The sequence below is a fragment of the Nitratireductor sp. ZSWI3 genome, from assembly GCF_024655565.1.
Classification (GTDB): domain Bacteria; phylum Pseudomonadota; class Alphaproteobacteria; order Rhizobiales; family Rhizobiaceae; genus Nitratireductor.
Genome location: NZ_JANKOF010000045.1, coordinates 1 through 24,351 on the forward strand (window position 1 = coordinate 1; position 24,351 = coordinate 24,351).

Here is a 24,351-nt window from a genome sequence, read left to right on the forward strand (position 1 = left end):
TGCTTCCTGGCCTGCGGGGCGCGTGCGGGGCGGCTCACGACCAGGGGCCTTTCGGCCCTTTGGCGTCACGGCCCCAGCGCTGTTCGCCGGGCTCGCTCTTCGGCCGTTCCTCGCGCGGCCTGGCGGGGCGGGCACCCCACGGGCCTTCCTCCTGCGCGGTCCCGTCGCTGCCCGTGCCGCGCGGGGCAGGGCGGCGGGCACCGGCATCCATCTCGCGGGCCATCTGCTCCAGCGCGGCGACGCGGTTTGCCGTGTCGGGGTGGGTGGAGAACAGATTGTCCATGCGCTCGCCCGACAGCGGGTTGATGATGAACATATGCGCGGTGGCGGGATTGCGCTCGGCATCCGGGTTGACGATCTGCCTGGCGCGCGCGGCGATCTTCTGCAGCGCCGAGGCGAGCCACAGCGGATTGCCGCAGATCTCGGCGCCGCGCCGGTCGGCGGAATATTCGCGGGTGCGGCTGATCGCCATCTGCACCATCATCGCGGCCAGCGGCGCGACGATCATGGCGACCAGCACGCCGACGAAGCCGAAGGGATTGTTGTTGTTGCGGCCGCCGCCGAGGAAGAAGGCGAAATTGCCGAGCATGGAGATGGCGCCGGCCAGTGTCGCGGTGATTGTCATGGTCAGCGTGTCGCGATGCTGCACATGGGCAAGCTCGTGCGCCATCACGCCGGCCACCTCCTCGTAGGAGAGGCGCTGCAGGAGCCCGGTGGTGGCGGCGACGGCGGCGTTCTCGGGATTGCGGCCGGTGGCGAAGGCGTTGGGCTGGTCGTTCTGGATCAGGTAGACGCGCGGCATGGGAAGCCCGGCGCGCTGGGCCAGATCGCGCACGATGGCGTAATATTCGGGCGCGTTGCGCTCGTCCACCTCGACCGCATGGTGCATCCTCAGCACCATCTTGTCGGCGTTCCAGTAGCTGAAGAAATTCATTCCCGCGGCGATCAGGAAGGCGATCATCATGCCACCGGTGCCGCCGATCAGATAGCCGACGCCCATGAACAGGGCCGTCATCAGGGCCAACAGCATGGCGGTGCGTATCGTGTTCATCGTCGTCTTCAGCTCCACAAACGCCGCGCGCCGGCAACTGCAATCGCGCGATCGATCGCTTATATGATGGGAAACAGGCTTCGTGTATTCAATATTCCCGTTTTTCAAGAGGAGCTGATCGTGGACGACGAAACGCAACGGATGGCGGCTCCGGCCCGCGAACTCGCGCCGGCGGCCAAGCGCGCCCTGGCGGAAGCCGCCGCGCGGCGCCAGGCCCTGGAGCGCAAGGCCGCCGAGGCGCCGAAGGAACTCGGCGGCCGCGGCGGGCAGGACCCGGCCCGCTATGGCGACTGGGAAGTGAAGGGCATCGCGACGGATTTTTGAGGATATAAGAATCTCATCCTAGTCTTCGTGCCGCTACTCATCAGACTGCTGTCTGCTCCACCGGCGAAATCCGAAGACGTGGTTTTCCTTGTTTTCGGAGCACTGACCGGCGCATAATAACTTGATGGGCAGGGGAATCTTCGCAGCCGCCGTTGGGTTGGCGCTGTTGCTATCGATTGTCGCGGAGAGTTGGGCCGAACGGCTTTTGCCGGTTGCGGAGCCAAAGCTGTATTCTCAGCTTGCCAGAAGCCGTGGGGGTGGCTGCAAGAGCGTCAGCTCCTGTCGCGAAGCGGTGATCATGTGGTGCAACGGTTATAGCCGTGCAGACGGGGACGGTGACGGGATCCCCTGCGAGAACGTCTGTCCCAACAAAGCGGTCGTAGACAAGATCAGGAAGGAAATCGGCTGCTGACGGGCGATACCCGGCACCTACCCAAAAAACAAAGGCCGTTCCCGAAGGAACGGCCCCGTGTTTTCAAGTTCTCGCACGGTCCTGGCGCTGGCTCCGCTGTTGATCTGATCCAGCGAAGCCAGTCCGTGCTTCCTGCGCTTCAGCGGAGAGGCTGCTCCCCGCGAAGGCAATCCATCGAGACCACGCTTGAACGGAAATCACTCGACATTGGACCACCTCCTTTCAGTTCGTTGACGTCGACCGCAATGTGGAGGCTGATGCCTCCACATGCAAGGGGTCTTCTCACGCCTTCCTGTTCTGGCGGTTCTCCACCAGGTCGTCGACTACCGCCGGGTCGGCCAGCGTCGAGGTGTCGCCGAGCGCGCCGTAATCGTCCTCGGCGATCTTGCGCAGGATGCGGCGCATGATCTTGCCGGAGCGCGTCTTCGGCAGGCCGGGCGCGAACTGGATCTTGTCCGGCGAGGCGATCGGGCCGATCTCGCTGCGCACATGGGCGACCAGCTCCTTCTTGAGCGCCTCCGAGCCGGTCTCGCCGTTCATCAGGGTCACGTAGCAATAGATGCCCTGGCCCTTCAGGTCGTGCGGATAGCCGACCACCGCCGCCTCCGACACCTTGTCGTGGCTGACCAGTGCCGATTCCACCTCGGCGGTGCCCATGCGGTGACCGGACACGTTGAGCACGTCGTCGACGCGGCCGGTGATCCAGTAGTAGCCGTCCTCGTCGCGGCGGCAGCCGTCGCCGGTGAAGTACTTGCCCTTGTAGGTGGAGAAGTAGGTCTGGACGAAGCGCTCGTGGTCGCCATAGACCGTGCGCATCTGGCCGGGCCAGGAATCGGTGATGCAGAGATTGCCGCTGGCGGCGCCTTCCAGCACCTTGCCGTCGCCGTCCACCAGCTCCGGCTGGACGCCGAAGAAGGGACGTGTCGCCGAGCCGGCCTTCAGGTCGGTGGCACCCGGCAGCGGGGTGATCAGGATGCCGCCGGTCTCGGTCTGCCACCAGGTGTCAACGATGGGCGACTTCTTCTCGCCGACGACATTGTAGTACCACTCCCAGGCCTCGGGGTTGATCGGCTCGCCCACCGTGCCGAGGATGCGCAGCGACTTGCGCGAGGTGCGGGTGACGAAGTCGTCGCCGGCGCCCATCAGGGCGCGGATCGCGGTCGGTGCGGTGTAGAAGATGTCGACCTTGTGCTTGTCGACCACCTGCCAGAAGCGCGAGGCGTCGGGATAGTTGGGAACGCCCTCGAACATCAGCGTGGTGGCGCCGTTGGCGAGCGGGCCATAGACGATGTAGCTGTGGCCGGTCACCCAGCCGACATCGGCCGTGCACCAGTAGACCTCGCCGTCGTGGTAGTCGAACACATATTGGTGAGTCATCGACGCATAGACGAGATAGCCGCCGGTCGTGTGCAGCACGCCCTTCGGCTTGCCTGTGGAGCCGGAGGTGTAGAGGATGAACAGCGGATCCTCCGCCTTCATCTTCTCCGGCTTGCAGTCCGGCTTCGCCCTGGCGGTCTCCTCGTGGTACCAGAGGTCGCGGTCCTCGAACCAGTTGATCTTGCCGGCGGTGCGGCGCACCACCAGCACGTGGCGCACTCTGGCGCCGGCCTTCTCGGCGATGGCGATCGCCTTGTCGGTGTTTTCCTTCAGCGGAATCTTCTTGCCGCCGCGCAGGCCCTCGTCGGCGGTGATGACGAAGTCGGAGCGGCAATCCTCGATGCGGCCGGCAAGCGAATCGGGAGAGAAGCCGCCGAAGACCACGGAATGGACGGCGCCGATGCGCGCGCAGGCGAGCATGGCATAGGTCGCCTCGGGGATCATCGGCATGTAGATGGTGACGCGGTCGCCCTTCTTGACGCCGCGCGCCTTCATCACGTTGGCGAGCCGGCAGACATGGTCGTAGAGCTCGTTATAGGTGATCCTGCGGTCTTCGTAGGGGTTGTCGCCTTCCCAGATGATGGCGGTCTGCTCGCCGCGCTTCTTCAGATGCCGGTCGATGCAGTTGTAGGCGACGTTGGTGACGCCGTCTTCGAACCACTTGATCGAGACCTTGCCCTTGAAGGAGGTGTTCTTGACCTTGGTGTAGGGCTTGAACCAGTCGATGCGCTTGCCGTGCTTGGCCCAGAACTTGTCCGGATTGTTGACGCTGTCCTTGTACCATTTGAGATACGTGTCGTTGTCGATCAACGCGTTCTTCTTCCACGCGGATTTGACACGGTGAACATGCACTTCGGACATCTTTCCTCCTCCGGGTAGGCACTTGCCAGTGGTCTGACCCGGACCGATGGTACCGATCTGTCCGGAAAAGTCAGCCCGCAGGCTATTCGATCTGGCGGGGCGGTGCAGGTCGGCCGACGCCGGGCCCCCAGCGCCCCCAGCCGGCGCGCATTATTACCATTCTGTTGTCGCGAACAACATTAGACATTCGGCTGCGGTGAAATGTGACGCGAATTTGCGACACGCCTTTTGTTAGCACTGCCTGAAATACGCTGCTAACATTTTGAAAATGCACAAGAAATTGATGGCCTTTAAGCAGCTTTCGACTGGACGATCAAGCCCCTCCGTTTCACAATCGTCATATCCGGAAGCGATTCGGAAAGGCGATGCATGGCGCAGACGGGTGAATTGGAGCTGATGCTCAAGGGCTATGGGCTGACGACCGCGGAGTTCCTGTACCACATGCCGGATCATCCGCATCTTTTGCAGAGTTTCATCTGGCAGCATTACGACGTCGCGCCGGAATTTCCCGCCCTCTACCGCTTCATCGATTTCTGGAGGGCGAAGCTGGACGGACCGCTGCATTCGGTCAGCTACACGCATCGCCGCCTGGTGGCGAGCAGCGAATGGCGCAGCGTGACGGGAGAGCTGGTGCTGCACTGATCTTTTCGGGGCGAGTGGCGGCTGCCGGGCATGGGTGGTGAACACCCACGCCCGGCTCTTTTTTCAGACCGCGGGCGGGTTGAGCCGCGCGAAGGCTTCCTGGCGGCGATAGGGGAAGTAGGGGTAGGGCGCATCGACGAGGCTCGCGGCGTCCAGCCTGGCGATCTGCTCGGCCGAAAGCGACCAGCCGACGGCGCCGAGATTCTGCCTCAGCTGCTCCTCGTTGCGCGCGCCGATGATGACCGAGGCGACCGAGGGTCGCCGGGTGAGCCAGTTGATGGCTATCTGCGGCACGGATTTACCGGTCTCCGCGGCGATCTCGTCCAGCGCATCGACCACGCGGTAGAGCAATTCGTCGGCAACGGGCGGGCCGAAGCTTGCCGTGTCGTGCAGCCGGCTGCCGGCCGGCAGCTTTTCGCCGCGGCGGACCTTGCCGGTCAGGCGCCCCCAGCCGAGCGGGCTCCACACCAGCGCGCCGACCCCCTGGTCGAGACCGAGCGGCATCAGCTCCCATTCATAATCGCGGCCGACCAGCGAGTAATAGACCTGATGCGCCACGTAGCGCTGCCAGCCGTTGCGGTCGGCTGCGGCGAGCGACTTCATGACCTGCCAGCCGGAGAAGTTGGAGACGCCGGTGTAGCGCAGCTTGCCGGCACGAACGAGATCGTCGAGCGTCGACAGCACCTCCTCGACGGGCGTCGCGGCATCGAAGGCGTGGAGCTGCAGGAGGTCGATATAGTCGGTGCCGAGCCGCTTCAGCGATGCTTCGACGGCGCGGATCAGGCGGGCGCGCGAGGAGCCGGCGTCGTTTGGCCCGTCGCCCATCGGCAGCGTGGTCTTGGTGGAGATCAGGACCGTGTCGCGGCGGCCCTTCACGGCCTCGCCCAGCACGCTCTCCGAGGCGCCGTCGGAATAGACGTCGGCGGTGTCGAACAGGTTGAGGCCGGCTTCCAGGCAGATGTCGATCAGGCGGCGGGCCTCGCGGGCATCGGTGTTGCCCCAGGCGCCGAACAGCGGGCCGGTGCCGCCGAAGGTGCCGGTGCCGAAGCTCAGCACCGGGACGTTGAGGCCCGATGCGCCAAGACGGCGGTATTCCATGATGGTTCTCCTTGGTTGTTGGGGTGGGGGCGTTGGGTGGGAGGTTGAAAGTTCGTCAGGACCGGTCGGATGCGGTCCGGGGGATCGGAGCGGAGCGGTCGAGCCACTGCGCCAGGAGCGCCACGGCAAGCGCTGCGAGCGGGACGAAGCCAGCCACCTGGACGACGGCATCGAGGCCCGGCCCGCGATCGATCACCGCGCCGCCAAGCCAGGCGCCGATGGCATTGCCAAGGTTGAAGGCGGCGATGTTGAAGGAGGAGGCGAGGCCCTGGCCGGCGCCTTCGGCCTTCTCCAGCACCCACATCTGCAGCGGCGGCACGGTGGCGAAGGCAGCCGCGCCGAACAGGCCGATGGCGACGACGGCGGCGACTTTTTCGTGCATGGCGAAGCTCATTGCGAACAGCATCGCCGACAGGGCGACCAGCGAGCCGAGCATCGCCGGCACGAGGCTGCGGTCGGCCAGGCGGCCGCCGACGAGGTTGCCGGCGATGAGACCGCCGCCGAAGACGAGCAGGATCGGCGATACCGCGCTCTCCGAAAAGCCGGTGATGCGGGTCAGGATCGGCGCGATGTAGGTGAAGGCGGCGAAGACGCCGACCCAGCTCAGGACGGTGGTGAGAAGGCCGAGCAGCACCTGCGGCCGGCCGAGCACGGCGAGCGCGCCGCCGGTACCCTCTCCCTCTTCCTGCCGGTCGTCGCGCGGCACCAGCAGGGCGATGACGGCAAGGGCGGCGACGCCGATCAGGGTGACGGCGAAGAAGGTGGAGCGCCAGCCATAGGCCTGGCCGAGCCAGGTGCCGAAGGGGACGCCGAGGATGTTGGCCACCGTCAGCCCGGTGAACATGATGGCGATGGCGGAGGCCTTGCGGTCGGGCGCGACGAGGCCGGTGGCCACCACCGAGCCGACGCCGAAGAAGGAGGCATGCGCGAAAGCGGTCAGCACGCGGGCCGCCATCAGCGTCGCATAGTCGGGCGCCAGCGCACAGGCGAGGTTGCCGAGCGTGAAGACGACCATCAACGCCATGAGCAGGGTCTTGCGCGACCAGCGGCCGGTCAGCGCGCCGAGGATCGGCGCGCCGGCGACGACGCCGAGCGCATAGCCGGAGATGAGCAGGCCGGCGGCCGAGATCGTCACGCCGAGATCGGCGCTGACCTCGAGCAGCAGGCCCATGATGACGAATTCCGTGACGCCGATGCCGAAGGCACCGGCTGTGAGCGCGTAAAGGGCGAGGGGCATATCTGTTCTCTCGGCAATTGGCGATGGCAGGGGCGCGAAGGGTGGACGGCCCTGCTCCGCTAGATGGACGCTCCGCCATTGATGAATTAGAGTGCCGAAGATCAAAAAACCTTGGATTTGATTTCACAGATGGCACGGATCGACGTGAACCGCTTTGCGGAGATGGAGGTCTTCGTGCGGGTGGTGGAGACACAAGGCTTCTCCGCTGCCGCGCGCGACCTGAAGATGACGCCCTCGGCGGTCAGCAAGCTGATCGGCCGGCTGGAGGGCCGGCTCGGCACGCGGCTGGTGCGCCGCTCGACGCGGCGGCTGCAGGTGACGCCGGAAGGCAACGCCTTCTACGAGAGCAGCGTGCGCATCCTGGCCGACATGGCAGCGGCGGAACGCGAGGCGGCGGCCGGGGCCGCGCCGCGCGGCCGGCTGCGCATCAATTGCAACGTGCCCTTCGGCCAGCACCGGCTGGTTCCGCTGGTGCCCGAGTTCCTGGCGCGGCATCCGGAGGTCGCGGTCGACCTCGTGCTCACCGACCAGGTGGTCGATCTCATCGAGGAACGCGCCGATCTCGCCATCCGGGCGGGGCCGCTGGCCAATTCCAGCCTGATCGCCCGCAAGCTCGGCGAGACGCGCATGGCGGTGGTGGCTTCCCCCGGCTATCTGGAGGCGCATGGGCGGCCACGAACGCCGAGCGACCTCGAGCGCCACAACCTGCTCGGCTTCTGCTTCTCGCGCATCTATGAGGGCTGGCCTTTCAGCGGCCGGGACGGGCAGACAGTCACCGTGCCGCCCACCGGCCGGTCACTGATCAGCGACGGCGAGACGATGCGCCTAATGGCGCTCGCCGGTGCCGGCATCGCCCGCCATGCCCGCTGGCATGTGGGACCGGACATCGAGGCGGGCAGGCTCGTCGCGCTGCTGGAGGACCACAATCCCGGCGACACGGAGGCCGTGCACGCGGTCTATGTGGGCCAGGGCAAGTTCCTGCCGGCGCGGGTCAGGGCCTTTCTGGATTTTCTGGTGGAGAAGATCGACCTCGGTTGAGACCGGCCCGTGCAGCAGCCGTTGCGGTGCGTTTAGACCGGTTCACCGTTTCAAGGAAACGGTGTCCCGTTCTATCTCTTTGTTTTTCCGTATAAATGCTCTAGCGCGCGCCGAAGATCGCCGATCCGACGCGCACGCTGGTGGCGCCGAAGGCAACCGCCGTCTCGTAATCGCCCGACATGCCCATGGAGTATCTTTCGACGCCGGCCTCGCGCGCCAGCTTCTCCAGAAGCGCGAAGTGCGGACCCGGATTCTCGTCGGCCGGGGGGATGCACATCAGGCCTTCGATGGCGAGGCCGTATTCCTCGATGCAATGCCTGACGAAGGCGACGGCCTGGCGCGGGTCGATGCCGGCCTTCTGCTCCTCAAGCCCGGTATTGACCTGGACATAGAGCCGCGGGGTCCTGCCCTGCTTCTTCATCTCGGCGGCCAGCGCGCGGGCGATCTTCTCGCGATCGACCGTCTCGATGACGTCGAACAGCGCCACGGCATCCGCCGCCTTGTTGGACTGAAGCGGGCCGATGAGCCGCAGCTCGAGGTCGGGGAAATCCTTCTTCAGCGCCGGCCACTTGCCCTGTGCTTCCTGGACGCGGTTTTCGCCGAAGATGCGCTGGCCGGCCTCGATCACCGGGCGGATCGCCTCGGCGTCGAAGGTCTTCGACACGGCGACCAGCGTCACCGCGCCCTCGGGACGGCCCGCTGCACGCTCGGCGCCGGCGATCTTTTCCCTCACCGCGCGCAGATTCTCGACGGCCTTGCTCATGATGCTCGCTGTTTCCTCGCTTATGGCCCTGGCACGGCGCTGTAGGAGTTGACGCTTCGGCGAAACCATGGTGAAGGTCCGCCGTCAAAGTTTCCGCTTCTTATCTTGTGAAAATCCGCCCATGGCAACCGAACGTTACAATCCCCGCGTCTGTGAACCTCGATGGCAGAAGGCCTGGGACGAAGCCAAGCTGTTCGAAGCCCGCAACGACGACGGGCGGCCGAAATACTACGTGCTCGAGATGTTCCCCTATCCGTCGGGACGCATCCATATCGGCCACACGCGCAACTACACGATGGGCGACGTGGTGGCGCGCTACAAGCGGGCCAAGGGCTACAACGTGCTGCATCCGATGGGCTGGGACGCCTTCGGCATGCCGGCGGAAAACGCGGCGATGCAGAACAAGGTCCATCCCAAGGAATGGACCTACCAGAACATTGCCGTGATGCGCGACCAGTTGAAGACGTTCGGCCTGTCGCTCGACTGGAGCCGCGAGTTCGCCACCTGCGACGTGGATTATTACCACCGCCAGCAGATGCTGTTCGTCGATTTCTTCAAGAAGGGGCTGGTGAGCCGCAAGACCTCGAAGGTCAACTGGGATCCGGTCGACCAGACGGTGCTCGCCAACGAGCAGGTGATCGACGGGCGCGGCTGGCGCTCGGGCGCCGTGGTCGAGCAGCGCGAGCTGGCGCAGTGGTTCTTCAGGATCACCGACTACGCGCAGGACCTGCTCGACGCCATCGACGGCCTCGACCAGTGGCCGGAGAAGGTGCGCCTGATGCAGCGCAACTGGATCGGCCGCTCGGAAGGCATGGCAGTCCGCTGGGCGCTCGTCGAAGAGACGGCCCCCGAGGGCGAGAGCGAGCTCGAGGTCTATACGACCCGCCCCGACACGCTTTTCGGCGCCTCCTTCATGGCGATCGCCGCCGACCATCCGCTGGCCAAGAAGCTCGCCGCCGAAAACGCCGAGCTTGCCGCCTTCTGCGAGGAGTGCCGGCGCATGGGCACATCGGCGGCGGCGCTGGAGACGGCGGAGAAGAAGGGCTTCGACACCGGCGTTCGCGTCCGCCATCCTTTCGATCCGGACTGGACGCTGCCCGTCTACGTGGCCAATTTCGTGCTGATGGACTATGGCACGGGCGCCATCTTCGGCTGCCCCTCCGGCGACCAGCGCGACCTCGATTTCGCCAACAAATACGGCTTGCCGGTGACACCGGTGGTGATGCCGGAAGGCGCGGACGCCGCGACCTTCCAGATCACCGAGGAGGCCTATGTGGACGACGGCGTGATGATCAATTCGCGCTTCCTCGACGGCATGAGGCCGAAGGAGGCGTTCGAGGAGGTGGCAAGGCGCCTTTCGACGCAAACCATGGGCAACCGCCCGGTCGGCGAGCGCAAGGTGAATTTCCGCCTGCGCGACTGGGGCGTCTCGCGGCAGCGCTACTGGGGCTGCCCGATCCCGATGATCCATTGCACGGCGTGCGGCGTGGTGCCGGTGCCGAAGGCGGACCTGCCGGTCAGGCTGCCGGACGACGTCGACTTCGACCGGCCGGGCAACCCGCTCGACCGGCATCCGACCTGGAAGCACGTCAAATGCCCGAACTGCGGGGCCGAGGCGCGCCGCGAGACGGACACGATGGACACGTTCGTCGATTCGTCGTGGTATTTCGCGCGCTTCACCGCGCCGTGGGAGAACGATCCGACGGACCCGAAAGCCGCCAATGAATGGCTGCCGGTCGACCAGTATATCGGCGGCATCGAGCACGCGATCCTGCATCTGCTCTATTCGCGCTTCTTCATCCGCGCCATGCGCGACACCGGCCATCTGGCGCTCGCCGAGCCGTTCAAGGGCCTGTTCACGCAGGGCATGGTGGTGCACGAGACCTATCGTGCCGCCGACGGACGCTGGCTGGCGCCGACCGAGGTGCGGCTCGACGGTTCGGGCGAGGCGCGGACCGCGGTCGAGATCGCGACGGGCGAGCCGGTCGCCATCGGCTCGCTCGAGAAGATGTCGAAGTCGAAGAAGAACACGGTGAGCCCCGAGGACATCACCCACTCCTTCGGCGCCGACACCGCCCGCTGGTTCATGCTGTCGGATTCGCCGCCCGAGCGCGACGTGGAGTGGACGGATGACGGGGCGGCCGGCGCGCACCGCTTTGTCCAGCGCGTCTGGCGGCTCGTCTGCGATGCCGCGCCGCACATTCGCGATGCCGCCCCGCAGGCCGCCGGCGACGGCGCCGCCATGGCGATCTCCAAGGCTGCCCACAAGGCGCTGAAGGCGGTCGGCGAAGACATCGAGCGCCTCGCCTTCAACCGCGCCATCGCCCGCATCCACGAACTCGTCAACGATCTGCAGGAGCCGGTCGCAGCCCTCGGCGCCGGAGCCGACGAGGTTAGCCGCAAGGCGGCCCGCGAGGCGGTCGAGATCCTGATCCGCCTGGTCGCGCCCTTCATGCCGCATCTGGCCGAGGAGTGCTGGGCGGCCATGGGCGGCGAGGATCTGGTGGCCGCCGGCGCCTGGCCGGATTACGATCCCGCTTTGGTTGTCGACAACGAGATCGTGCTTCCCGTGCAGATCAACGGCAAGAAGCGCGGCGATTTGACAATTGCCCGCGACGCAGACCAATCTGCCGTCGAAGATGCGGTGCTGAAGCTCGATTTCGTGCAGAAGATCCTGAACGGCGCACCGCCGCGCAAGGTCATCGTCGTGCCGCAGCGCATCGTCAACGTGGTCGCCTGATTCGCTGCAGGCTCCATCCGATCCGGATTGCAAACAGGGGGTACCCTTGAACCCGACGTCTCGTGTCTCGCTTTTGACAGGTCTGGCGCTGGCGTTCGCCGTTGCCTCGGGCTGCACGGTGCGCCCCCTGCTCGCCACGCCGGACGTCGCTCCCGGCAGCGTGGCGGCTGCCCCGGCGCTGTCGTCGATCGCCGTCTCGCCGGTCGACACGCGCTATGCCCAAGAGGTGCGCAATCATCTGATCTTCCTGCTCAACGGCGGCGCAGGCCAGCCGGCCAACGCGCGCTACACGCTCGACCTGTCGGTGACGCGCTCCACCTCGGCCGCCGCGCAGATCCAGGTCGGTACCGACAACGAGCCGACCGCCGGCACGTTGACGATGATCGCCTCTTACACGATCAAGGACGGCCAGACCGCGCAGCCGGTCGCCACGGGGCGGCGTCAGGTCACCTCGGCCTATGATGTGCCGCGTCAGGAGTTCGCCGCCTTGCGTGCGGTCCGCGACGCGGAGGATCGTGCAGCCCGCGAACTGGCCGAATTGTTGCGTCTTGCTTTGGGCCAGGACTTGGCGCGGATCGGCGGACAGTCGTAATATCATGACAGGCGCAATTTTTGCGGGAAGCACAGGCATCCGTTCTTATTGCGCCGGCGTGTCATTGCGTCGTCACAGTGTTCGGTGAAACAGCCGTGTGGCATGATCTTCGATGCGGGCCGATTCTGTTGCTTCGAGCGGGTCTGGCTGGATGAGAGGATGGGGCAGAATGGCGGTTCTGCGAGGGACCGGGATGCTTCAGGGAGCGCTTCACCCATGGATCTTCACACGACGCTGACCTCCGTCGCAGCGGTGCTGGGAAACCGGGTTCTCGGGCGCGATCTCCATGCGCCGGGCAATGAGCACGTGGTCGATCAGCTGATCGCCGAGCGCACCACCCATTTGTCGCAGAATGCGTTGTGGCCGCTGGCCCAGCCCTTTCTCTATCGCTTCTTTCACTACCGGCAGGCCGTGTCGATGGCCGACGAGATCGCCGAATTGTCGGGCTGGGATTCGTTGAGCTACATCAGCAAGCTCCTGTCGCTGGATGTTTCGGCGACCGGCGTGGAGAACATCCCGCGCAGCGGCGGCTTCATCCTGGCGCCCACGCATCCGACGGGCATTGCCGACGGCATCGCGGTGTTCGATCTGATGCGTGAGCTGCGGACGGATCTCGCTATCTTCGCCAATCGCGATGCGTTGCGGGTCAATCCCCGCTTCCGCGACCTGATCATCCCGGTGGAGTGGCGCCCGGCGGAAAAATCGCACGCCAAGAGCCGCGACACGCTGGAGATGACGGCCAAGGCTTTTGCCGCCCGCAAGGCGATCGTCCTCTTCCCCTCCGGGCGCATCGCCTACTGGAACAAGGACAAGTTGACCGAGCGGCCGTGGCAGCCCTCGGTGGTGGCGCTGGCGCGGCGCTATGAGGTGCCGGTCGTGCCGGTCAACATCACGGCGCGCAACTCCGGCCTTTTCTATCTCCTGTCGCGCTATTCGAGCGAGCTGCGCGACATGACGCTGTTCCATGAGCTTCTGAACAAGAAGGGACGGGCGATCAGCATGGTCATCGGCAAGCCGATCGACCACCAGGAGCTGCTGTCGGGCGAGCCGGCCGACGTCGCCGCCCGCCTTCAGGAACACGCGGTCGAGCGTCTGCGCGAGAATCCCGAGGTCGAGTTCAAGTCGGCCGGTTAGAGCCACTAATGCCGTTTGCGGGCCGCGTTGATGCGCTCGTAGGCGATTTCGGCGGCGATGTCGTTGGTCGGCCGGTCCTGCGCCTCGGCCCGCTCGAAGATGTCGCGCAGCGTTTCGGGGATCTCCGCCACCTTGGCCATGGTCGCCTCGCGGTCGTAGCCGCCTGGGGCAAGTTCCGCAGCCACGTTGATCAGCCCCCCGGCATTGATGACGTAATCCGGCGCATAGAGCACGCCGCGCTGCATCAGCAGCCGCGCATCCTCGTGGCGGGCGAGCTGGTTGTTGGCGGCGCCGGCGACGATCCGGGCGCCGAGCGAGGGGATCGACGTCGCCGACAGGACGCCGCCCAGGGCACAGGGAGCGAAGACCTGCGCCGGCACGGCCAGGATGGCGTCCGTTGCGACCGGCTCGGCGCCGAACGTTTCGCCCGCCTTCCGGGTGCGTGCCGCGTCGATGTCGGCCACGGTGAGCCGCGCCCCCTCGGCGTGCAGCTTTTCGCAAAGCGTCCAGCCGACCGAGCCAAGGCCCTGCACGGCGACATGCACGCCATCGAGCCTGCCAACGCCGCGGTGCTTCAAAGCGGCCTTCAGGCCGAGGAAGACGCCATGCGCGGTGACCGGCGAGGGATTGCCGCTGCCGCCCACCGTGGTGCCGGTGACATTGGGCGTGCGGGCGCGCAGGAAATCGGCGTCGGCCACGGTGAAGCCGACATCCTCGCCGGTGAAGAACTGGCCCTCGAGCGCCGCCAGCATCTCGGCATAGGCCTCCAGCAGGGCCGGCGTCTTGTCGGTCTTCGGATCGGCGATGATCAGCGCCTTGCCGCCGCCGAAATCCATGCCGGCGACTGCCGATTTGAAGGTCATGCCGCGCGACAGGCGCAGCACATCGGTCAGCGCCGCCTCGAAGGTCTCGTGCGGCCATACGCGCGTGCCGCCGAGGCCCGGGCCGAGCGTGGTGTCGTGGATGGCGACGATGGCGTTGAGGCCGCGCTTCTCGTCGCGGCCGTGCCAGACGCGCTCGTGATCGTCGAACGCGTCCAGCCTGGATGCCTCTGCGGTGATGTCGGTGATCGCCAGCGTGGATTTGCCGACCGGCGTTTTGAGGCTCCGCGGAGCGTGGGTCTGCAGCATGTCATTCCTCCCGAACGACTTGTTTCGTAAGGAAATTTTAGCTGCATCGCCGGTTTTTTGATTGCGAAGTGTGCCCATCGAACGACCTTCCATTGCGCCGGCCGACGGATTTCATCGCAAATCTGTCGTCAGCCGTATCGGGCGTCCAGCGTCACCTCTATGGCGCCAAGCGCCTTCGAAACGGGACAGGATGCCTTTGCCTTGCCGGCGATCTCGAGAAATTTGTCCTCGTCGAGGCCTGGCACCTTGCCGACCAGCGTCAGGGCGCTCTTGACGATCTCGAAGCCACCGCCCTCGGCGGGCTGCAGGGTGACGTCCGCACGCACATCCAGCTTGTCGGCCGGCGTGCCGTTGCCCGCCAGCATGTGCGAGAGCTGCATGGCGAAACAACCGGCATGCGCGCCGGCGATCAGCTCTTCGGGATTGGTGCCGGTCTTGCCGGTCTCGTCCTCGAAGCGGGCCTTGAAGCCCAGCGGCAGGTCTTTCAGCGCGCCGCTCTGCGTGTCGAGGCTGCCGGAGCCCTCGACCAGCGATCCCTTCCAGGTGACGTCCGCATGCCGTTTCATTGCCATGGTCTTCTCCTCTTGGAAATAGAGCGTTGAATGGCGAAGGCCAGACTAGATGGCCTCGCCACGGAGCAGGCGCGGCGTGCCGGCGGCGAGACCGGCGGCCTGCTGGATGAAGTAACGCTTGAGGCCAGGCATCCGTTCAACCAGGCCGAGGCCGAAATCGCGCAGCGCCCGCACGGGCGCGATGTCGTTGGAAAAGAGGCGGTTCAGGACATCCGTCGTGGCGCCCATCTGCAGCGTGTCGAAGCGGCGCCAGCGCTCGTAGCGCTGCAGCACGTCGAGCGCGCCGATGTCCTCGCCGAGCCGCTCCGCCTCGACGACCACCTCGGCGAGCGCCGCCGCATCCTTGAAGCCGAGATTGAGGCCCTGGCCGGCGATCGGATGGATGCCATGCGCGGCATCGCCCGCCAGCGCGAAGCGCGGCTTGACGAAGTCGCGGGCCAGCGTGAGCCCGAGCGGCCAGGCGCGACGCGGGCCTTCGACGCGGATCTCGCCGAGCTTCAGGCCGAAGCGCAGCTCCAGCTCCTGTTCGAAGACGAGGTCGTTTTCCCTGACCAGGCGCTCGGCATCTGCCGTGCGCTCGGTCCACACGATCGAGGAGCGGTTGCCCTTGAGCGGCAGCGTGGCGAAGGGGCCGGCGGGCAGGAAATGCTCTTCCGCGCGGCCGTGGTGCGGGCGCTCATGGGCGACGGTGCAGACGATGCCCGACTGGCCGTAATCCCAATGCACCGTCTTGATGCCGGCCATGTCGCGCAGGCGCGAGCGCACGCCGTCGGCGGCGACCAGCAACCGCGCGCGGCAGGCGGTGCCGTCGGAGAGCCGTGCCTCCACATGGCCGCCCGTGTTGAAGAAGCCTTCGACGGCGACGCCCTCGATGATCTCGATGCCGCATTCGGCGGCGCGGGCGCGCAGCGCCCCGTTCAGATGGCGGTTCATCACCATGTGGGCGAAAGGTTCGCCCTCCTGCGCCTCGCCGCCGAAGGTGAGGAAGACCGGCCGGACGGGATCGGCGGTGCGCGAATCGGTGATGATCATCTCGGTGATCGGCTGCGCTTCGGGCTCGATCTCGTGCCAGCAGTCAAGCCGCTTGAGCATCCGGCAGGCGGCTGCGGCGATCGCCGAAGCGCGGCCGTCGCGCTGCCAGGCATCCTGCGGGGCCGCGTCGACGAGGGCGACCTTCAGGTTCGGCTGCGCGCGGCAGATCGAAACGGCGGTGGCGAGACCGACATAGCCTGCACCGGCGATCAGGATGTCCAATGTGCGCGATGAATTTTCCGTCGTGCCCTTGCTCTTGGCCATTGCGCCTGCTCCATTCATCACCACAAATTCTGCCTTGCCGGGCCCGCCGGAGGCGCCTTGACTCGGGCCGTGCCTTGGTCTTGGAAACCCGACAGCACCGTTATCGTAGATGCCGGAAGGGACCAATTTATGTCGTCGGCCATGCAAGACCTTCTTGCCATACTCGATCTTGAGCAGCTCGAACACAACCTGTTTCGTGGTCGCAGCCCGCAGTCTGCCTGGCAGCGCGTGTTCGGCGGCCGGGCGATCCGGTCGTGCCGATCATCTACGAGGTCGACCGCATCCGCGACGGCGGCAGCTTCACCACGCGGCGCGTGGTGGCCATCCAGCACGGCCACGCGATCTTCTCCCTGTCGGCCTCCTTCCAGAAGGATGAGTCGGGCCTCGATCACCAGATCCCGATGCCGCGGGACGTCACGCCGCCCGAGACGCTGCGCACGCAGCGCGAGTTTCTGCAGGAGTTCGGCGACCGCGTGCCGGAGAACATCCGCCGCTACTGGGCGCGCGAGCGGCCGATCGAGGTGCGCCCGGTGATGATCGAGCACTACACGAGCCGCGACAAGCTGCCGCCGTGCCAGGACGTCTGGATCCGCACCACGGGCCCGGTGCCGGACGACCGCGCGCTGCAGGCGGCGGTGCTTGCCTATCTCTCCGACATGACCCTGCTCGACACCGCGACCTTCGCCCATGGCCGCTCCGGCTTCGATCCGGACGTGCAGATGGCCAGCCTCGACCACGCCATGTGGTTCCATCGCCCGCACAAGCTCGACGGCTGGCTGCTCTACACGCAGGACAGCCCTTCGGCGCAGGGCGCCCGCGGCTTCTCGCGCGGCAGCATCTACGGCCTCGACGGCACATTGGTGGCCTCGGTGGCGCAGGAAGGGCTGATGCGCCTGCGCACCAAATAGGCAAATTTCGAAAAATGCCTATTTTTTGATCATCCGCCTTCGGCGCGTCGTTCCGGAGGCGTATTTGTGGTCGAATTTTTTCGTTGTTTTACAATGAATTGGTAAGCGTCAGACGCAACTGGCACGGCATTTGATTCTCCTTTGCCGTCGCGGTCCGCCTGCGGGTGAACGGCGATGCAGGCAACCCGCGGGAACCCGCAAGAGCAAAGGTGAACTGCCATGAAAATCGTGATGGCGATCGTCAAGCCCTTCAAACTCGAGGCCGTGCGCGAAGCGCTGACGGGCCTCGGCATTCAGGGCCTCACCGTGACCGAGGTGAAGGGCTATGGGCGACAGAAAGGGCATACCGAGATTTATCGCGGCGCCGAATACGCCGTGACCTTCCTCCCCAAGGTCAAGATTGAAGTCGCTGTCGATGACGATCTGGTCGACCGCACCGTCGAGGCGATCGCCGAGGCTGCCCGCACCGGGCAGATCGGCGACGGCAAGATTTTCGTCCACGCGCTCGACAAGGCGGTGCGTATCCGTACCGGCGAAACCGATACCGACGCGCTCTAGCTGTCGATCTGGTGGGGCGATCCGCCCTGACGGATAGGGCCATCCGTCGGGACCGCGCCACCGGGGCCAGCCATTTCGACTCCAAGGAGAAAGCAATGAACATTCGATCCAACATCGCGCGGTCCGCGCGAACCGCCTTGCTGGGCATGCTTGCCCTCAGCGCTCTGGGCACCGCCGCGGCGTTCGCTCAGGAAACCGCGCCGGCAGAGGTCATGGACAAGGGCGACACGGCCTGGATGATGACATCCAGCCTGCTCGTCCTCTTCATGACGATGCCGGGGCTCGCCCTCTTCTACGGCGGCCTCGTCCGCTCCAAGAACATGCTCTCGGTCCTCATGCAGTGCACGATGATCGCCGCCGTGGTGATGGTGGTGTGGGTCCTGTGGGGCTATTCCTTCGCCTTCGGCGGCGGCACCAATCCCTTCTGGGGCGGGTTCGGCAAGCTGTTCCTGGCCGGGGTGACCGCCGATTCGACGGCCGCCACCTTCACCGACGGCGTGGTTCTGCCGGAATATGTCTTCATCTGCTTCCAGATGACCTTCGCCGTCATCACCCCGGCGCTCATCGTCGGCGCCTTCGCCGAGCGAATCAAGTTCTCGGCGGTGATGCTGTTCACGGTGCTGTGGGTCACCTTCGTCTACTTCCCGATCGCCCATATGGTCTGGGACGGCTCGGGCTACCTCTTCAACCTCGGCGCGCTTGATTTCGCCGGCGGCACGGTCGTCCACATCAATGCGGGCATCGCCGCGCTCGTCGGCGCGCTGATGGTCGGCAAGCGTGCCGGCTACGGCACCGACAACATGGCGCCGCATTCCATGACGCTGACCATGGTCGGCGCGGCGATCCTGTGGGTGGGCTGGTTCGGCTTCAACGCCGGCTCGAATCTCGAGGCCAATGGCGGCGCTGCGCTCGCCATGATCAACACCTTCGTGGCGACCGCCGGCGCGGCGATCTCCTGGGCTGCGATCGAAAGCTTTACGCGCGGCAAGGCCTCCATGCTCGGCGCCGCTTCGGGCATCGTCGCCGGCCTCGTGGCCGTGACACCGGCCTGCGGCACGGTGGGCCCTGTCGGCGCCATCGTCCTCGGCGCCATCGCCAGCGCGATCTGCTACTACTTCGTGGCGGTGGTGAAGGTGAAGATGGGCTACGACGATTCGCTCGACGTGTTCGGCGTGCACGGCATCGGCGGCATCGTCGGCGCCATCGGCACCGGCATCTTCACCGCGCCGAGCCTCGGCGGCACCGGCGGCGAAGACTTCTCGATCGCCTCGCAGGTGTGGATTCAGATCGTCGCCGTTCTCGTCACCATCGTCTGGTGCGGCATCATCTCGGCCATTCTCTACAAGGTCGTCGACGCCGTGGTCGGCCTGCGTCCGACGGAAGAAGCCGAGCGCCAGGGCCTCGACCTGACCTCGCACGGCGAAGTCGCCTATCACTCCTGAGCCTGACCTGGTGGTCTGACCGAAACAGATGGTGCCCATCTGTTTCGGCAAGTCAGCCCGCTAGCTTTCGATCTGGTGCGCGGGAAGCCGCGCACCCACCCCTTCCTTCGGCCCGGCTCGTCCGGGCCTTTTTTTGTCCGCCTCGGCCGGAGAAATCGGCCCGCAACCCGGCATGGTTAATGCCGCCTTAACCTTCCCCTCGCTAGTTTCGGGCAAAGCAATCCTGGCGGCCCTGCGTCGCCGGCAACGCGCGAGCGGAGAATTATGCGCATGAGTTCCGGGTCTTCCGCATTTCTTGCGACGGGTGACAACGCCTATGGGCTGCACGGCTTCCTGCGCCGCCAGGCGGCGCGGCTTGCCGGGGTGGCGCTGCTGGCCTTCGTCGCCTTCGCACTGGCGAGCCTTGCCACGTGGAATGTGGCGGATCCGAGCTTCAGCCACGCCACCGCCAACCCGGTCACCAACGCGATGGGCTACCCGGGCGCGGTGTTCGCAGATCTGGCCATGCAGTTCTACGGCCTGGCCGCGGTGATCGGCCTCGTGCCGGCGGTGATCTGGGGTGCACTGCTCCTGCTCGGGCGCGAGCTCGACCGTCCGCTGAAGCGGGCCGGCGCCTGGTTCGTCGGCGCGATCCTGGCGGCGGCGGTCGTCGGCGCCTTCGCGCCGCCGGCCACCTGGCCGCTGCCGAGCGGACTCGGCGGCGTGCTTGGCGATATGCTTCTCTCGCTGCCGGCAAAATTCATCGGCAACTATCCGGGGGGCTTCCTCGGCTTCCTCATCGCCGCGGTGCTTTCGCTGCCCGGCGGCTGGCTGCTGCTGTTCGGTTCCGGTGTCCTGTCGCGTCCGGAGGGCGATCCCTTCGTGACGGAAGCCGACGACGGGCCCGCCTATGACGACCTGGACGACGAGGAGGACAGCGGCGGCTCCGTCGTCCTCGGTTACCTGGCACACTGGTGGCTGTCGCTGTGCGCCTTCTTCCGGCGCAATCTCGGCGGCCGCGGGACGTATCGCGAGGAGCGCGCCTATCACGCGCCGGCCGGCGACGATGACGACGTGCCGTTCGACGATTTCGACATGGATGCGCGCGTCGAGCCCGATTTCGACGACGAGCCGGTGATGGCGCGCCGCCCGGCGGGCGATCAGGAATATGTCGCTCTGCAGCGGCAGGCGCAGGGCGAGCCGGTCCAGCCCGCCCGCCCGGTGGCGGAAAAGCGCGTCGACAATCCCGCGCCGCGCCCGGTGGAAGGGGCGCGGGTGCGCCGCGAAGCGCAACCCTCCTTCCTCGACAACGGCGTCTTCGAGCTGCCGCAGCTTCATCTGCTCGCCGAGCCCAAGGCATCGGCGCGCGATCCCATGCTGTCGAAGGAGGCACTGGAACAGAATGCGCGCCTGCTCGAGGGCGTGCTCGAGGATTTCGGCGTCAAGGGCGAGATCATCCATGTGCGGCCGGGCCCGGTCGTCACGCTCTACGAGCTGGAGCCGGCACCCGGCATCAAGTCGTCGCGCGTCATCGGCCTTGCCGACGACATCGCCCGTTCGATGAGCGCCATCGCCGCCCGCGTCGCCGTGGTGCCGGGGCGCAACGCGATCGGCATCGAATTGCCCAACTCGACGCGCGAGACGGTCTATCTGCGCGAGCTGCTGGCCAGCCGCGATTTCGAGACCAGCAAGGCGAAGCTGGCGCTGGGCCTCGGCAAGACGATCAATGGCGAGGCGGTGATCGCCGACCTCGCCAAGATGCCCCACCTGCTCGTCGCCGGCACCACCGGTTCGGGCAAGTCGGTGGCCATCAACACGATGATCCTGTCGCTGCTCTACCGCATGACGCCGGAGCAGTGCCGCCTGATCATGATCGATCCGAAGATGCTGGAACTGTCGATCTATGACGGCATCCCGCATCTGCTCACCCCGGTCGTGACCGACCCCAAGAAGGCGGTCGTGGCGCTGAAGTGGACGGTGCGGGAGATGGAAGACCGCTACCGCAAGATGTCCAAGGTGGGCGTGCGCAACATCGAGGGCTTCAACCAGCGCGTCGTCGCCGCCAGGAAGAAGGGCGAGACGATCACCCGCACGGTGCAGACGGGCTTCGATCGCGAGACGGGCGAGGCGATCTACGAGAGCGAGCATCTCGATCTCGACCCGATGCCCTTCATCGTCGTCATCATCGACGAGATGGCCGACCTGATGATGGTCGCCGGCAAGGACATCGAGGGCGCGGTGCAGCGCCTGGCGCAGATGGCGCGCGCCGCCGGCATCCACGTCATCATGGCGACACAGCGCCCGTCGGTCGACGTCATCACCGGCACGATCAAGGCCAATTTCCCGACCCGAATCTCGTTCCAGGTGACGTCGAAGATCGACAGCCGGACGATCCTCGGCGAGCAGGGCGCCGAGCAGCTTCTCGGCATGGGCGACATGCTCTACATGGCCGGTGGCGGGCGCATCCAGCGCGTTCACGGCCCGTTCGTCTCCGACAACGAGGTGGAAGGCATCGTCTCGCATCTGAAGGTGCAGGGCGTGCCGGACTACCTTGATGCCGTCACCGAGGACGATGAAGAGGATGAAGACGGCCCGAGCGGCGGCGGCAGCGGCGGGGGCGGCAATCTCGGCGATTCGGACGATCCCTACGATCAGGCGGTGGCGGTGGTGCTGCGCGACGGCAAGGCCTCGACGAGCTACATCCAGCGCCGCCTCGGCATCGGCTACAACCGCGCCGCCTCGATCATCGAGCGCATGGAGGACGAAGGCATCGTCGGCCCGGCCAACCATGCCGGCAAGCGCGAGATCCTCGTGCCGACCGAGCAGGACGAGGTGTGACCGCCTGGCGGTGGAACCGTTGGCGGGCGAGGGGGTTCTCCAGACAGCCCAATTTCAGCCCAACTGGGCGGCTATCGGGAGGACGAATGTGGAGATCGAGTAGAATGAAACATCGGGTAGCCGATTATCTGAGGCGTCGGGCGGCGGTCGCCGCCGCCCTGTTCCTGGCGCTGTGCGTCGTGCCTGCCGCTTCCGCGGCCGCCGCGCCCGACAGTGCGCAGCGCATCGCCTCGCATTTTTCCAGCGTGCGCACCATGACCGGCGAGTTCGTCCAGTTCGGGCCGCGCGGCGAGCAGACCGGCGGCAAGTTCTACATCGAGCGGCCGGGCAAGATCCGCTTCGACTACGAGGCGCCCTCGGGCTTCCGGGTCACCTCCGACGGCAGCTCGGTGGTGATCTTCAACAAGAAGCTGAACACGGCCGATCTTTATCCCCTGTCGAAGACGCCGTTGAAGCTGCTTCTCGACGAGCGCATCGACCTGTCGGGCAACAAGGTGGCCTCGGTCAAGGAAGACACCGATCTGACCACCATCAAGCTCGTCGACAAGTCGGTCTTCGGCAATGCGACCATCACCATGATGTTCGATTCGAAGTCCTACGACCTGCGCCAGTGGACCATCACCGATGCCCAGGGCAAGGACACGACGGTGATGATCTTCAACGTCCGGCAGGGCGTCACCTTCGATCCGAGCGTGTTCAAGATCGACTATCGCCGCGTCGACGAGATCAGCCGCAAGAACCGCTGAAGCAAGGGCCGGCTGCGCTTCGCCGGGCTGTGGACAGCGCGGTCTTTGGCGCTGCGGAGCTGCGCGGCGCTTGTCATTGGCGCGGCGAGCGGGCAATTTGCGCCGCGCCATCACAGTCCGGACCTTGCAATGCCCTTCTCCATCGCCACCTGGAACATCAACTCCGTGCGGCTGCGCATGCCCATCGTGCAGCAGTTCCTCGAGCGTCACAGGCCGGATGTGCTCTGTCTGCAGGAGACCAAGTGTCCTGACGACCAGTTTCCCTCTGCCGCCTTCCGCAAGCTCGGTTACGAGCATATGGCGATCAACGGCCAGAAGGGCTATCACGGCGTCGCCACCGTCTCGCTGAGGCCGCTGGAGCTTGTCGAGAAGCGCGAGTTCTGCCGCATGGGCGACAGCCGGCACGTCTCCGTCTCGGTCGATGCGGGCGGGCGCCGGGTGCTCCTGCACAATTTCTACGTTCCGGCTGGCGGCGACGAGCCCGATCCCGACATCAACCCGAAATTCCGCCACAAGCTCGACTTCCTCGAGGAGATGCATGCCGTGGAAGCGCAGGAGGACGGAGATTCGGGCACGGTGCTCGTCGGCGATCTCAACATCGCGCCGCTCGAGACGGACGTCTGGTCGCACAAGCAGCTTCTGAAGGTCGTCAGCCACACGCCGGTCGAGACCGAGGGGCTGGAGCGGCTGCGGCATCGGGGCGGCTGGGTCGACCTGATGCGGCAGAAGATCCCGCCGGAAGAGAAGATCTTCACCTGGTGGAGCTATCGGGCGCGCGACTGGGACATCTCCGACCGCGGCCGGCGGCTCGACCACATCTGGTCGTCGCCCAATCTGTCACCGGCCTTGAACCGCATCGAGGTGCTGCGCGAGGCACGCGGCTGGGAGCGGCCGTCCGACCACGTTCCCGTGCTCGCCGGCTTCGATTTCGGTTAGATTCACGGGGGTCGATGACCGCCCCTCACCCTTACCCTCTCCCCGCTGGCGGGGAGAGGGAGGCATTGACGTTGCGGCCATCTTCCTTCTCCCCGCTGGCGGGGAGAAGGTGCCGGCAGGCGGATGAGGGGCGGGTGCCAGCGTCGGAACCATCGACGGGCCGGCAGTTCTACTCGATCAGCCGCGAGGCGACGCGCTCCATGCGGGCGATCATCGCCTGGAGGTTCGCGGCAATGCGCTTGTGCAGGTGCATCGCCGTCTCGGGGAACTCTTCGAGGATGCGATGGAAGGTCGACCGGCTGAGGCGGATCAGGCGCGTCTCCGTCTCCGTCATGGCGCTGGTCATGCGCCGCCCCTCGGTGATCAGGGCCAATTCGCCGAGAATCGCGCCGGGGCCGAGCCGCTCGATCACCTGGCGCTGCTCGTCGCGCTCCGTGTACAGGGTGACGCTGCCGGAGGCGATGATGAAGGCGCAGTCGGCCGTCGCGCCTTCCCCATAGATATCGCGTCCGGCGCCAAGCGTCATGCTTTCAGCGCCGAAGGCCATGAGGCGCAACTGCTCCCGCGTGAACCCTTCAAACAGACCCACGCCGGACAGAACGCGAATGTCATCGTCCAGCGCCATTGACGTCGTCCCCGACCCGCTCCCCCAAATCCCCGCGCGCCCTCATGGCGCT

20 protein-coding genes and 1 pseudogene are annotated in these 24,351 nt (G+C 66.1%); 12 read left to right on the top strand and 9 right to left on the bottom strand.

Going from position 1 to position 24,351, the window contains the following annotated elements:
* Positions 1 to 34 precede the first annotated feature (34 nt).
* Positions 35 to 1,051, bottom strand: coding sequence for a zinc metalloprotease HtpX (htpX, locus tag NUU27_RS14515; RefSeq protein ID WP_257762839.1), 1,017 nt, complete (start codon positions 1,049 to 1,051; stop codon positions 35 to 37).
* Between the two features lie 141 nt (positions 1,052 to 1,192).
* Here htpX and NUU27_RS14520 point away from each other — a divergent pair, with 141 nt between their 5' ends.
* Positions 1,193 to 1,375, top strand: coding sequence for a DUF1674 domain-containing protein (locus tag NUU27_RS14520; protein WP_374566955.1), 183 nt, complete (start codon positions 1,193 to 1,195; stop codon positions 1,373 to 1,375).
* Between the two features lie 694 nt (positions 1,376 to 2,069).
* On the opposite strand, the gene acs is transcribed toward NUU27_RS14520, so the two are convergent.
* Positions 2,070 to 4,025, bottom strand: a complete 1,956-nt coding sequence (acs, locus tag NUU27_RS14525; RefSeq protein WP_257762841.1) for an acetate--CoA ligase — start codon at positions 4,023 to 4,025, stop codon at positions 2,070 to 2,072.
* Between the two features lie 369 nt (positions 4,026 to 4,394).
* Here acs and NUU27_RS14530 point away from each other — a divergent pair, with 369 nt between their 5' ends.
* The gene (locus tag NUU27_RS14530) at positions 4,395 to 4,667 is read left to right on the top strand and encodes an usg protein (protein WP_257762842.1); all 273 of its coding nucleotides are present in this window, start codon (positions 4,395 to 4,397) and stop codon (positions 4,665 to 4,667) included.
* A 63-nt stretch (positions 4,668 to 4,730) separates the two neighbouring features.
* On the opposite strand, the gene NUU27_RS14535 is transcribed toward NUU27_RS14530, so the two are convergent.
* Both NUU27_RS14535 and NUU27_RS14540 read right to left on the bottom strand, forming a co-directional pair.
* A complete protein-coding gene (locus tag NUU27_RS14535) occupies positions 4,731 to 5,765 on the bottom strand; it encodes an aldo/keto reductase (RefSeq protein WP_257762843.1) in 1,035 nt (344 codons plus the stop codon).
* A gap of 55 nt (positions 5,766 to 5,820) precedes the next feature.
* Entirely contained in the window at positions 5,821 to 7,002 is a 1,182-nt protein-coding gene (locus NUU27_RS14540) for an MFS transporter (protein ID WP_257762844.1), read from the bottom strand.
* A gap of 129 nt (positions 7,003 to 7,131) precedes the next feature.
* Here NUU27_RS14540 and NUU27_RS14545 point away from each other — a divergent pair, with 129 nt between their 5' ends.
* Positions 7,132 to 8,040, top strand: a complete 909-nt coding sequence (locus NUU27_RS14545; RefSeq protein WP_257762845.1) for a LysR family transcriptional regulator — start codon at positions 7,132 to 7,134, stop codon at positions 8,038 to 8,040.
* 100 nt (positions 8,041 to 8,140) lie between these two features.
* On the opposite strand, the gene NUU27_RS14550 is transcribed toward NUU27_RS14545, so the two are convergent.
* Entirely contained in the window at positions 8,141 to 8,803 is a 663-nt protein-coding gene (locus tag NUU27_RS14550) for a YggS family pyridoxal phosphate-dependent enzyme (RefSeq protein WP_257762846.1), read from the bottom strand.
* A gap of 121 nt (positions 8,804 to 8,924) precedes the next feature.
* Here NUU27_RS14550 and leuS point away from each other — a divergent pair, with 121 nt between their 5' ends.
* The 3 genes from leuS to NUU27_RS14565 all read left to right on the top strand — a co-directional run bounded on the left by leuS (position 8,925) and on the right by NUU27_RS14565 (position 13,269).
* Complete coding sequence (leuS, locus tag NUU27_RS14555) at positions 8,925 to 11,543, top strand: leucine--tRNA ligase (RefSeq protein ID WP_257762847.1); 2,619 nt, start codon at positions 8,925 to 8,927, stop codon at positions 11,541 to 11,543.
* A 46-nt stretch (positions 11,544 to 11,589) separates the two neighbouring features.
* Positions 11,590 to 12,135, top strand: a complete 546-nt coding sequence (lptE, locus tag NUU27_RS14560) for an LPS assembly lipoprotein LptE (RefSeq protein ID WP_257762848.1) — start codon at positions 11,590 to 11,592, stop codon at positions 12,133 to 12,135.
* A 216-nt stretch (positions 12,136 to 12,351) separates the two neighbouring features.
* Positions 12,352 to 13,269 carry a 1-acyl-sn-glycerol-3-phosphate acyltransferase gene (locus NUU27_RS14565; protein ID WP_257762849.1) on the top strand — a complete coding sequence of 306 codons (918 nt, stop codon included), beginning with the start codon at positions 12,352 to 12,354 and terminating at the stop codon, positions 13,267 to 13,269.
* 5 nt (positions 13,270 to 13,274) lie between these two features.
* Here NUU27_RS14565 and NUU27_RS14570 read toward each other — a convergent pair whose 3' ends face one another.
* The 3 genes from NUU27_RS14570 to NUU27_RS14580 all read right to left on the bottom strand — a co-directional run bounded on the left by NUU27_RS14570 (position 13,275) and on the right by NUU27_RS14580 (position 16,267).
* Positions 13,275 to 14,399: a Glu/Leu/Phe/Val dehydrogenase gene (locus tag NUU27_RS14570; RefSeq protein ID WP_257762850.1), complete on the bottom strand. Its 1,125-nt coding sequence runs from the start codon at positions 14,397 to 14,399 to the stop codon at positions 13,275 to 13,277.
* 128 nt (positions 14,400 to 14,527) lie between these two features.
* Positions 14,528 to 14,965: an OsmC family protein gene (locus NUU27_RS14575; protein ID WP_257762864.1), complete on the bottom strand. Its 438-nt coding sequence runs from the start codon at positions 14,963 to 14,965 to the stop codon at positions 14,528 to 14,530.
* A gap of 51 nt (positions 14,966 to 15,016) precedes the next feature.
* Positions 15,017 to 16,267 carry a ubiquinone biosynthesis hydroxylase gene (locus NUU27_RS14580; RefSeq protein WP_257762851.1) on the bottom strand — a complete coding sequence of 417 codons (1,251 nt, stop codon included), beginning with the start codon at positions 16,265 to 16,267 and terminating at the stop codon, positions 15,017 to 15,019.
* Positions 16,268 to 16,396: 129 nt separating this feature from the next.
* Here NUU27_RS14580 and NUU27_RS14585 point away from each other — a divergent pair.
* The 6 genes and pseudogenes from NUU27_RS14585 to NUU27_RS14610 all read left to right on the top strand — a co-directional run bounded on the left by NUU27_RS14585 (position 16,397) and on the right by NUU27_RS14610 (position 23,674).
* Positions 16,397 to 17,175: pseudogene (locus tag NUU27_RS14585) on the top strand (acyl-CoA thioesterase).
* A gap of 219 nt (positions 17,176 to 17,394) precedes the next feature.
* Complete coding sequence (locus NUU27_RS14590; protein ID WP_257762852.1) at positions 17,395 to 17,733, top strand: P-II family nitrogen regulator; 339 nt, start codon at positions 17,395 to 17,397, stop codon at positions 17,731 to 17,733.
* 146 nt (positions 17,734 to 17,879) lie between these two features.
* Entirely contained in the window at positions 17,880 to 19,175 is a 1,296-nt protein-coding gene (locus NUU27_RS14595; protein ID WP_257762865.1) for an ammonium transporter, read from the top strand.
* Between the two features lie 270 nt (positions 19,176 to 19,445).
* Positions 19,446 to 21,992 carry a DNA translocase FtsK gene (locus NUU27_RS14600; RefSeq protein WP_257762853.1) on the top strand — a complete coding sequence of 849 codons (2,547 nt, stop codon included), beginning with the start codon at positions 19,446 to 19,448 and terminating at the stop codon, positions 21,990 to 21,992.
* Positions 21,993 to 22,096: 104 nt separating this feature from the next.
* Entirely contained in the window at positions 22,097 to 22,738 is a 642-nt protein-coding gene (locus NUU27_RS14605; RefSeq protein ID WP_257762854.1) for an outer membrane lipoprotein carrier protein LolA, read from the top strand.
* 129 nt (positions 22,739 to 22,867) lie between these two features.
* Positions 22,868 to 23,674, top strand: a complete 807-nt coding sequence (locus NUU27_RS14610; protein ID WP_257762855.1) for an exodeoxyribonuclease III — start codon at positions 22,868 to 22,870, stop codon at positions 23,672 to 23,674.
* Between the two features lie 169 nt (positions 23,675 to 23,843).
* Here the strand turns inward: NUU27_RS14610 and NUU27_RS14615 are convergent, their stop codons facing one another.
* Positions 23,844 to 24,299, bottom strand: coding sequence for a cyclic nucleotide-binding domain-containing protein (locus NUU27_RS14615; protein ID WP_257762856.1), 456 nt, complete (start codon positions 24,297 to 24,299; stop codon positions 23,844 to 23,846).
* Positions 24,300 to 24,351 lie beyond the last annotated feature (52 nt).

What these genes read in the sequence shown, in the direction of transcription:
- htpX (WP_257762839.1), bottom strand. Translation starts at nt 1,051, where the DNA reads ATGAACACGATACGCACCGCCATGCTGTTGGCCCTGATGACGGCCCTG.
- NUU27_RS14520 (WP_374566955.1), top strand. Translation starts at nt 1,193, where the DNA reads ATGGCGGCTCCGGCCCGCGAACTCGCGCCGGCGGCCAAGCGCGCCCTG.
- acs (WP_257762841.1), bottom strand. Translation starts at nt 4,025, where the DNA reads ATGTCCGAAGTGCATGTTCACCGTGTCAAATCCGCGTGGAAGAAGAAC.
- NUU27_RS14530 (WP_257762842.1), top strand. Translation starts at nt 4,395, where the DNA reads ATGGCGCAGACGGGTGAATTGGAGCTGATGCTCAAGGGCTATGGGCTG.
- NUU27_RS14535 (WP_257762843.1), bottom strand. Translation starts at nt 5,765, where the DNA reads ATGGAATACCGCCGTCTTGGCGCATCGGGCCTCAACGTCCCGGTGCTG.
- NUU27_RS14540 (WP_257762844.1), bottom strand. Translation starts at nt 7,002, where the DNA reads ATGCCCCTCGCCCTTTACGCGCTCACAGCCGGTGCCTTCGGCATCGGC.
- NUU27_RS14545 (WP_257762845.1), top strand. Translation starts at nt 7,132, where the DNA reads ATGGCACGGATCGACGTGAACCGCTTTGCGGAGATGGAGGTCTTCGTG.
- NUU27_RS14550 (WP_257762846.1), bottom strand. Translation starts at nt 8,803, where the DNA reads ATGAGCAAGGCCGTCGAGAATCTGCGCGCGGTGAGGGAAAAGATCGCC.
- leuS (WP_257762847.1), top strand. Translation starts at nt 8,925, where the DNA reads ATGGCAACCGAACGTTACAATCCCCGCGTCTGTGAACCTCGATGGCAG.
- NUU27_RS14565 (WP_257762849.1), top strand. Translation starts at nt 12,352, where the DNA reads ATGGATCTTCACACGACGCTGACCTCCGTCGCAGCGGTGCTGGGAAAC.
- NUU27_RS14570 (WP_257762850.1), bottom strand. Translation starts at nt 14,399, where the DNA reads ATGCTGCAGACCCACGCTCCGCGGAGCCTCAAAACGCCGGTCGGCAAA.
- NUU27_RS14575 (WP_257762864.1), bottom strand. Translation starts at nt 14,965, where the DNA reads ATGAAACGGCATGCGGACGTCACCTGGAAGGGATCGCTGGTCGAGGGC.
- NUU27_RS14580 (WP_257762851.1), bottom strand. Translation starts at nt 16,267, where the DNA reads ATGGCCAAGAGCAAGGGCACGACGGAAAATTCATCGCGCACATTGGAC.
- NUU27_RS14590 (WP_257762852.1), top strand. Translation starts at nt 17,395, where the DNA reads ATGAAAATCGTGATGGCGATCGTCAAGCCCTTCAAACTCGAGGCCGTG.
- NUU27_RS14595 (WP_257762865.1), top strand. Translation starts at nt 17,880, where the DNA reads ATGCTTGCCCTCAGCGCTCTGGGCACCGCCGCGGCGTTCGCTCAGGAA.
- NUU27_RS14600 (WP_257762853.1), top strand. Translation starts at nt 19,446, where the DNA reads ATGAGTTCCGGGTCTTCCGCATTTCTTGCGACGGGTGACAACGCCTAT.
- NUU27_RS14605 (WP_257762854.1), top strand. Translation starts at nt 22,097, where the DNA reads ATGAAACATCGGGTAGCCGATTATCTGAGGCGTCGGGCGGCGGTCGCC.
- NUU27_RS14610 (WP_257762855.1), top strand. Translation starts at nt 22,868, where the DNA reads ATGCCCTTCTCCATCGCCACCTGGAACATCAACTCCGTGCGGCTGCGC.
- NUU27_RS14615 (WP_257762856.1), bottom strand. Translation starts at nt 24,299, where the DNA reads ATGGCGCTGGACGATGACATTCGCGTTCTGTCCGGCGTGGGTCTGTTT.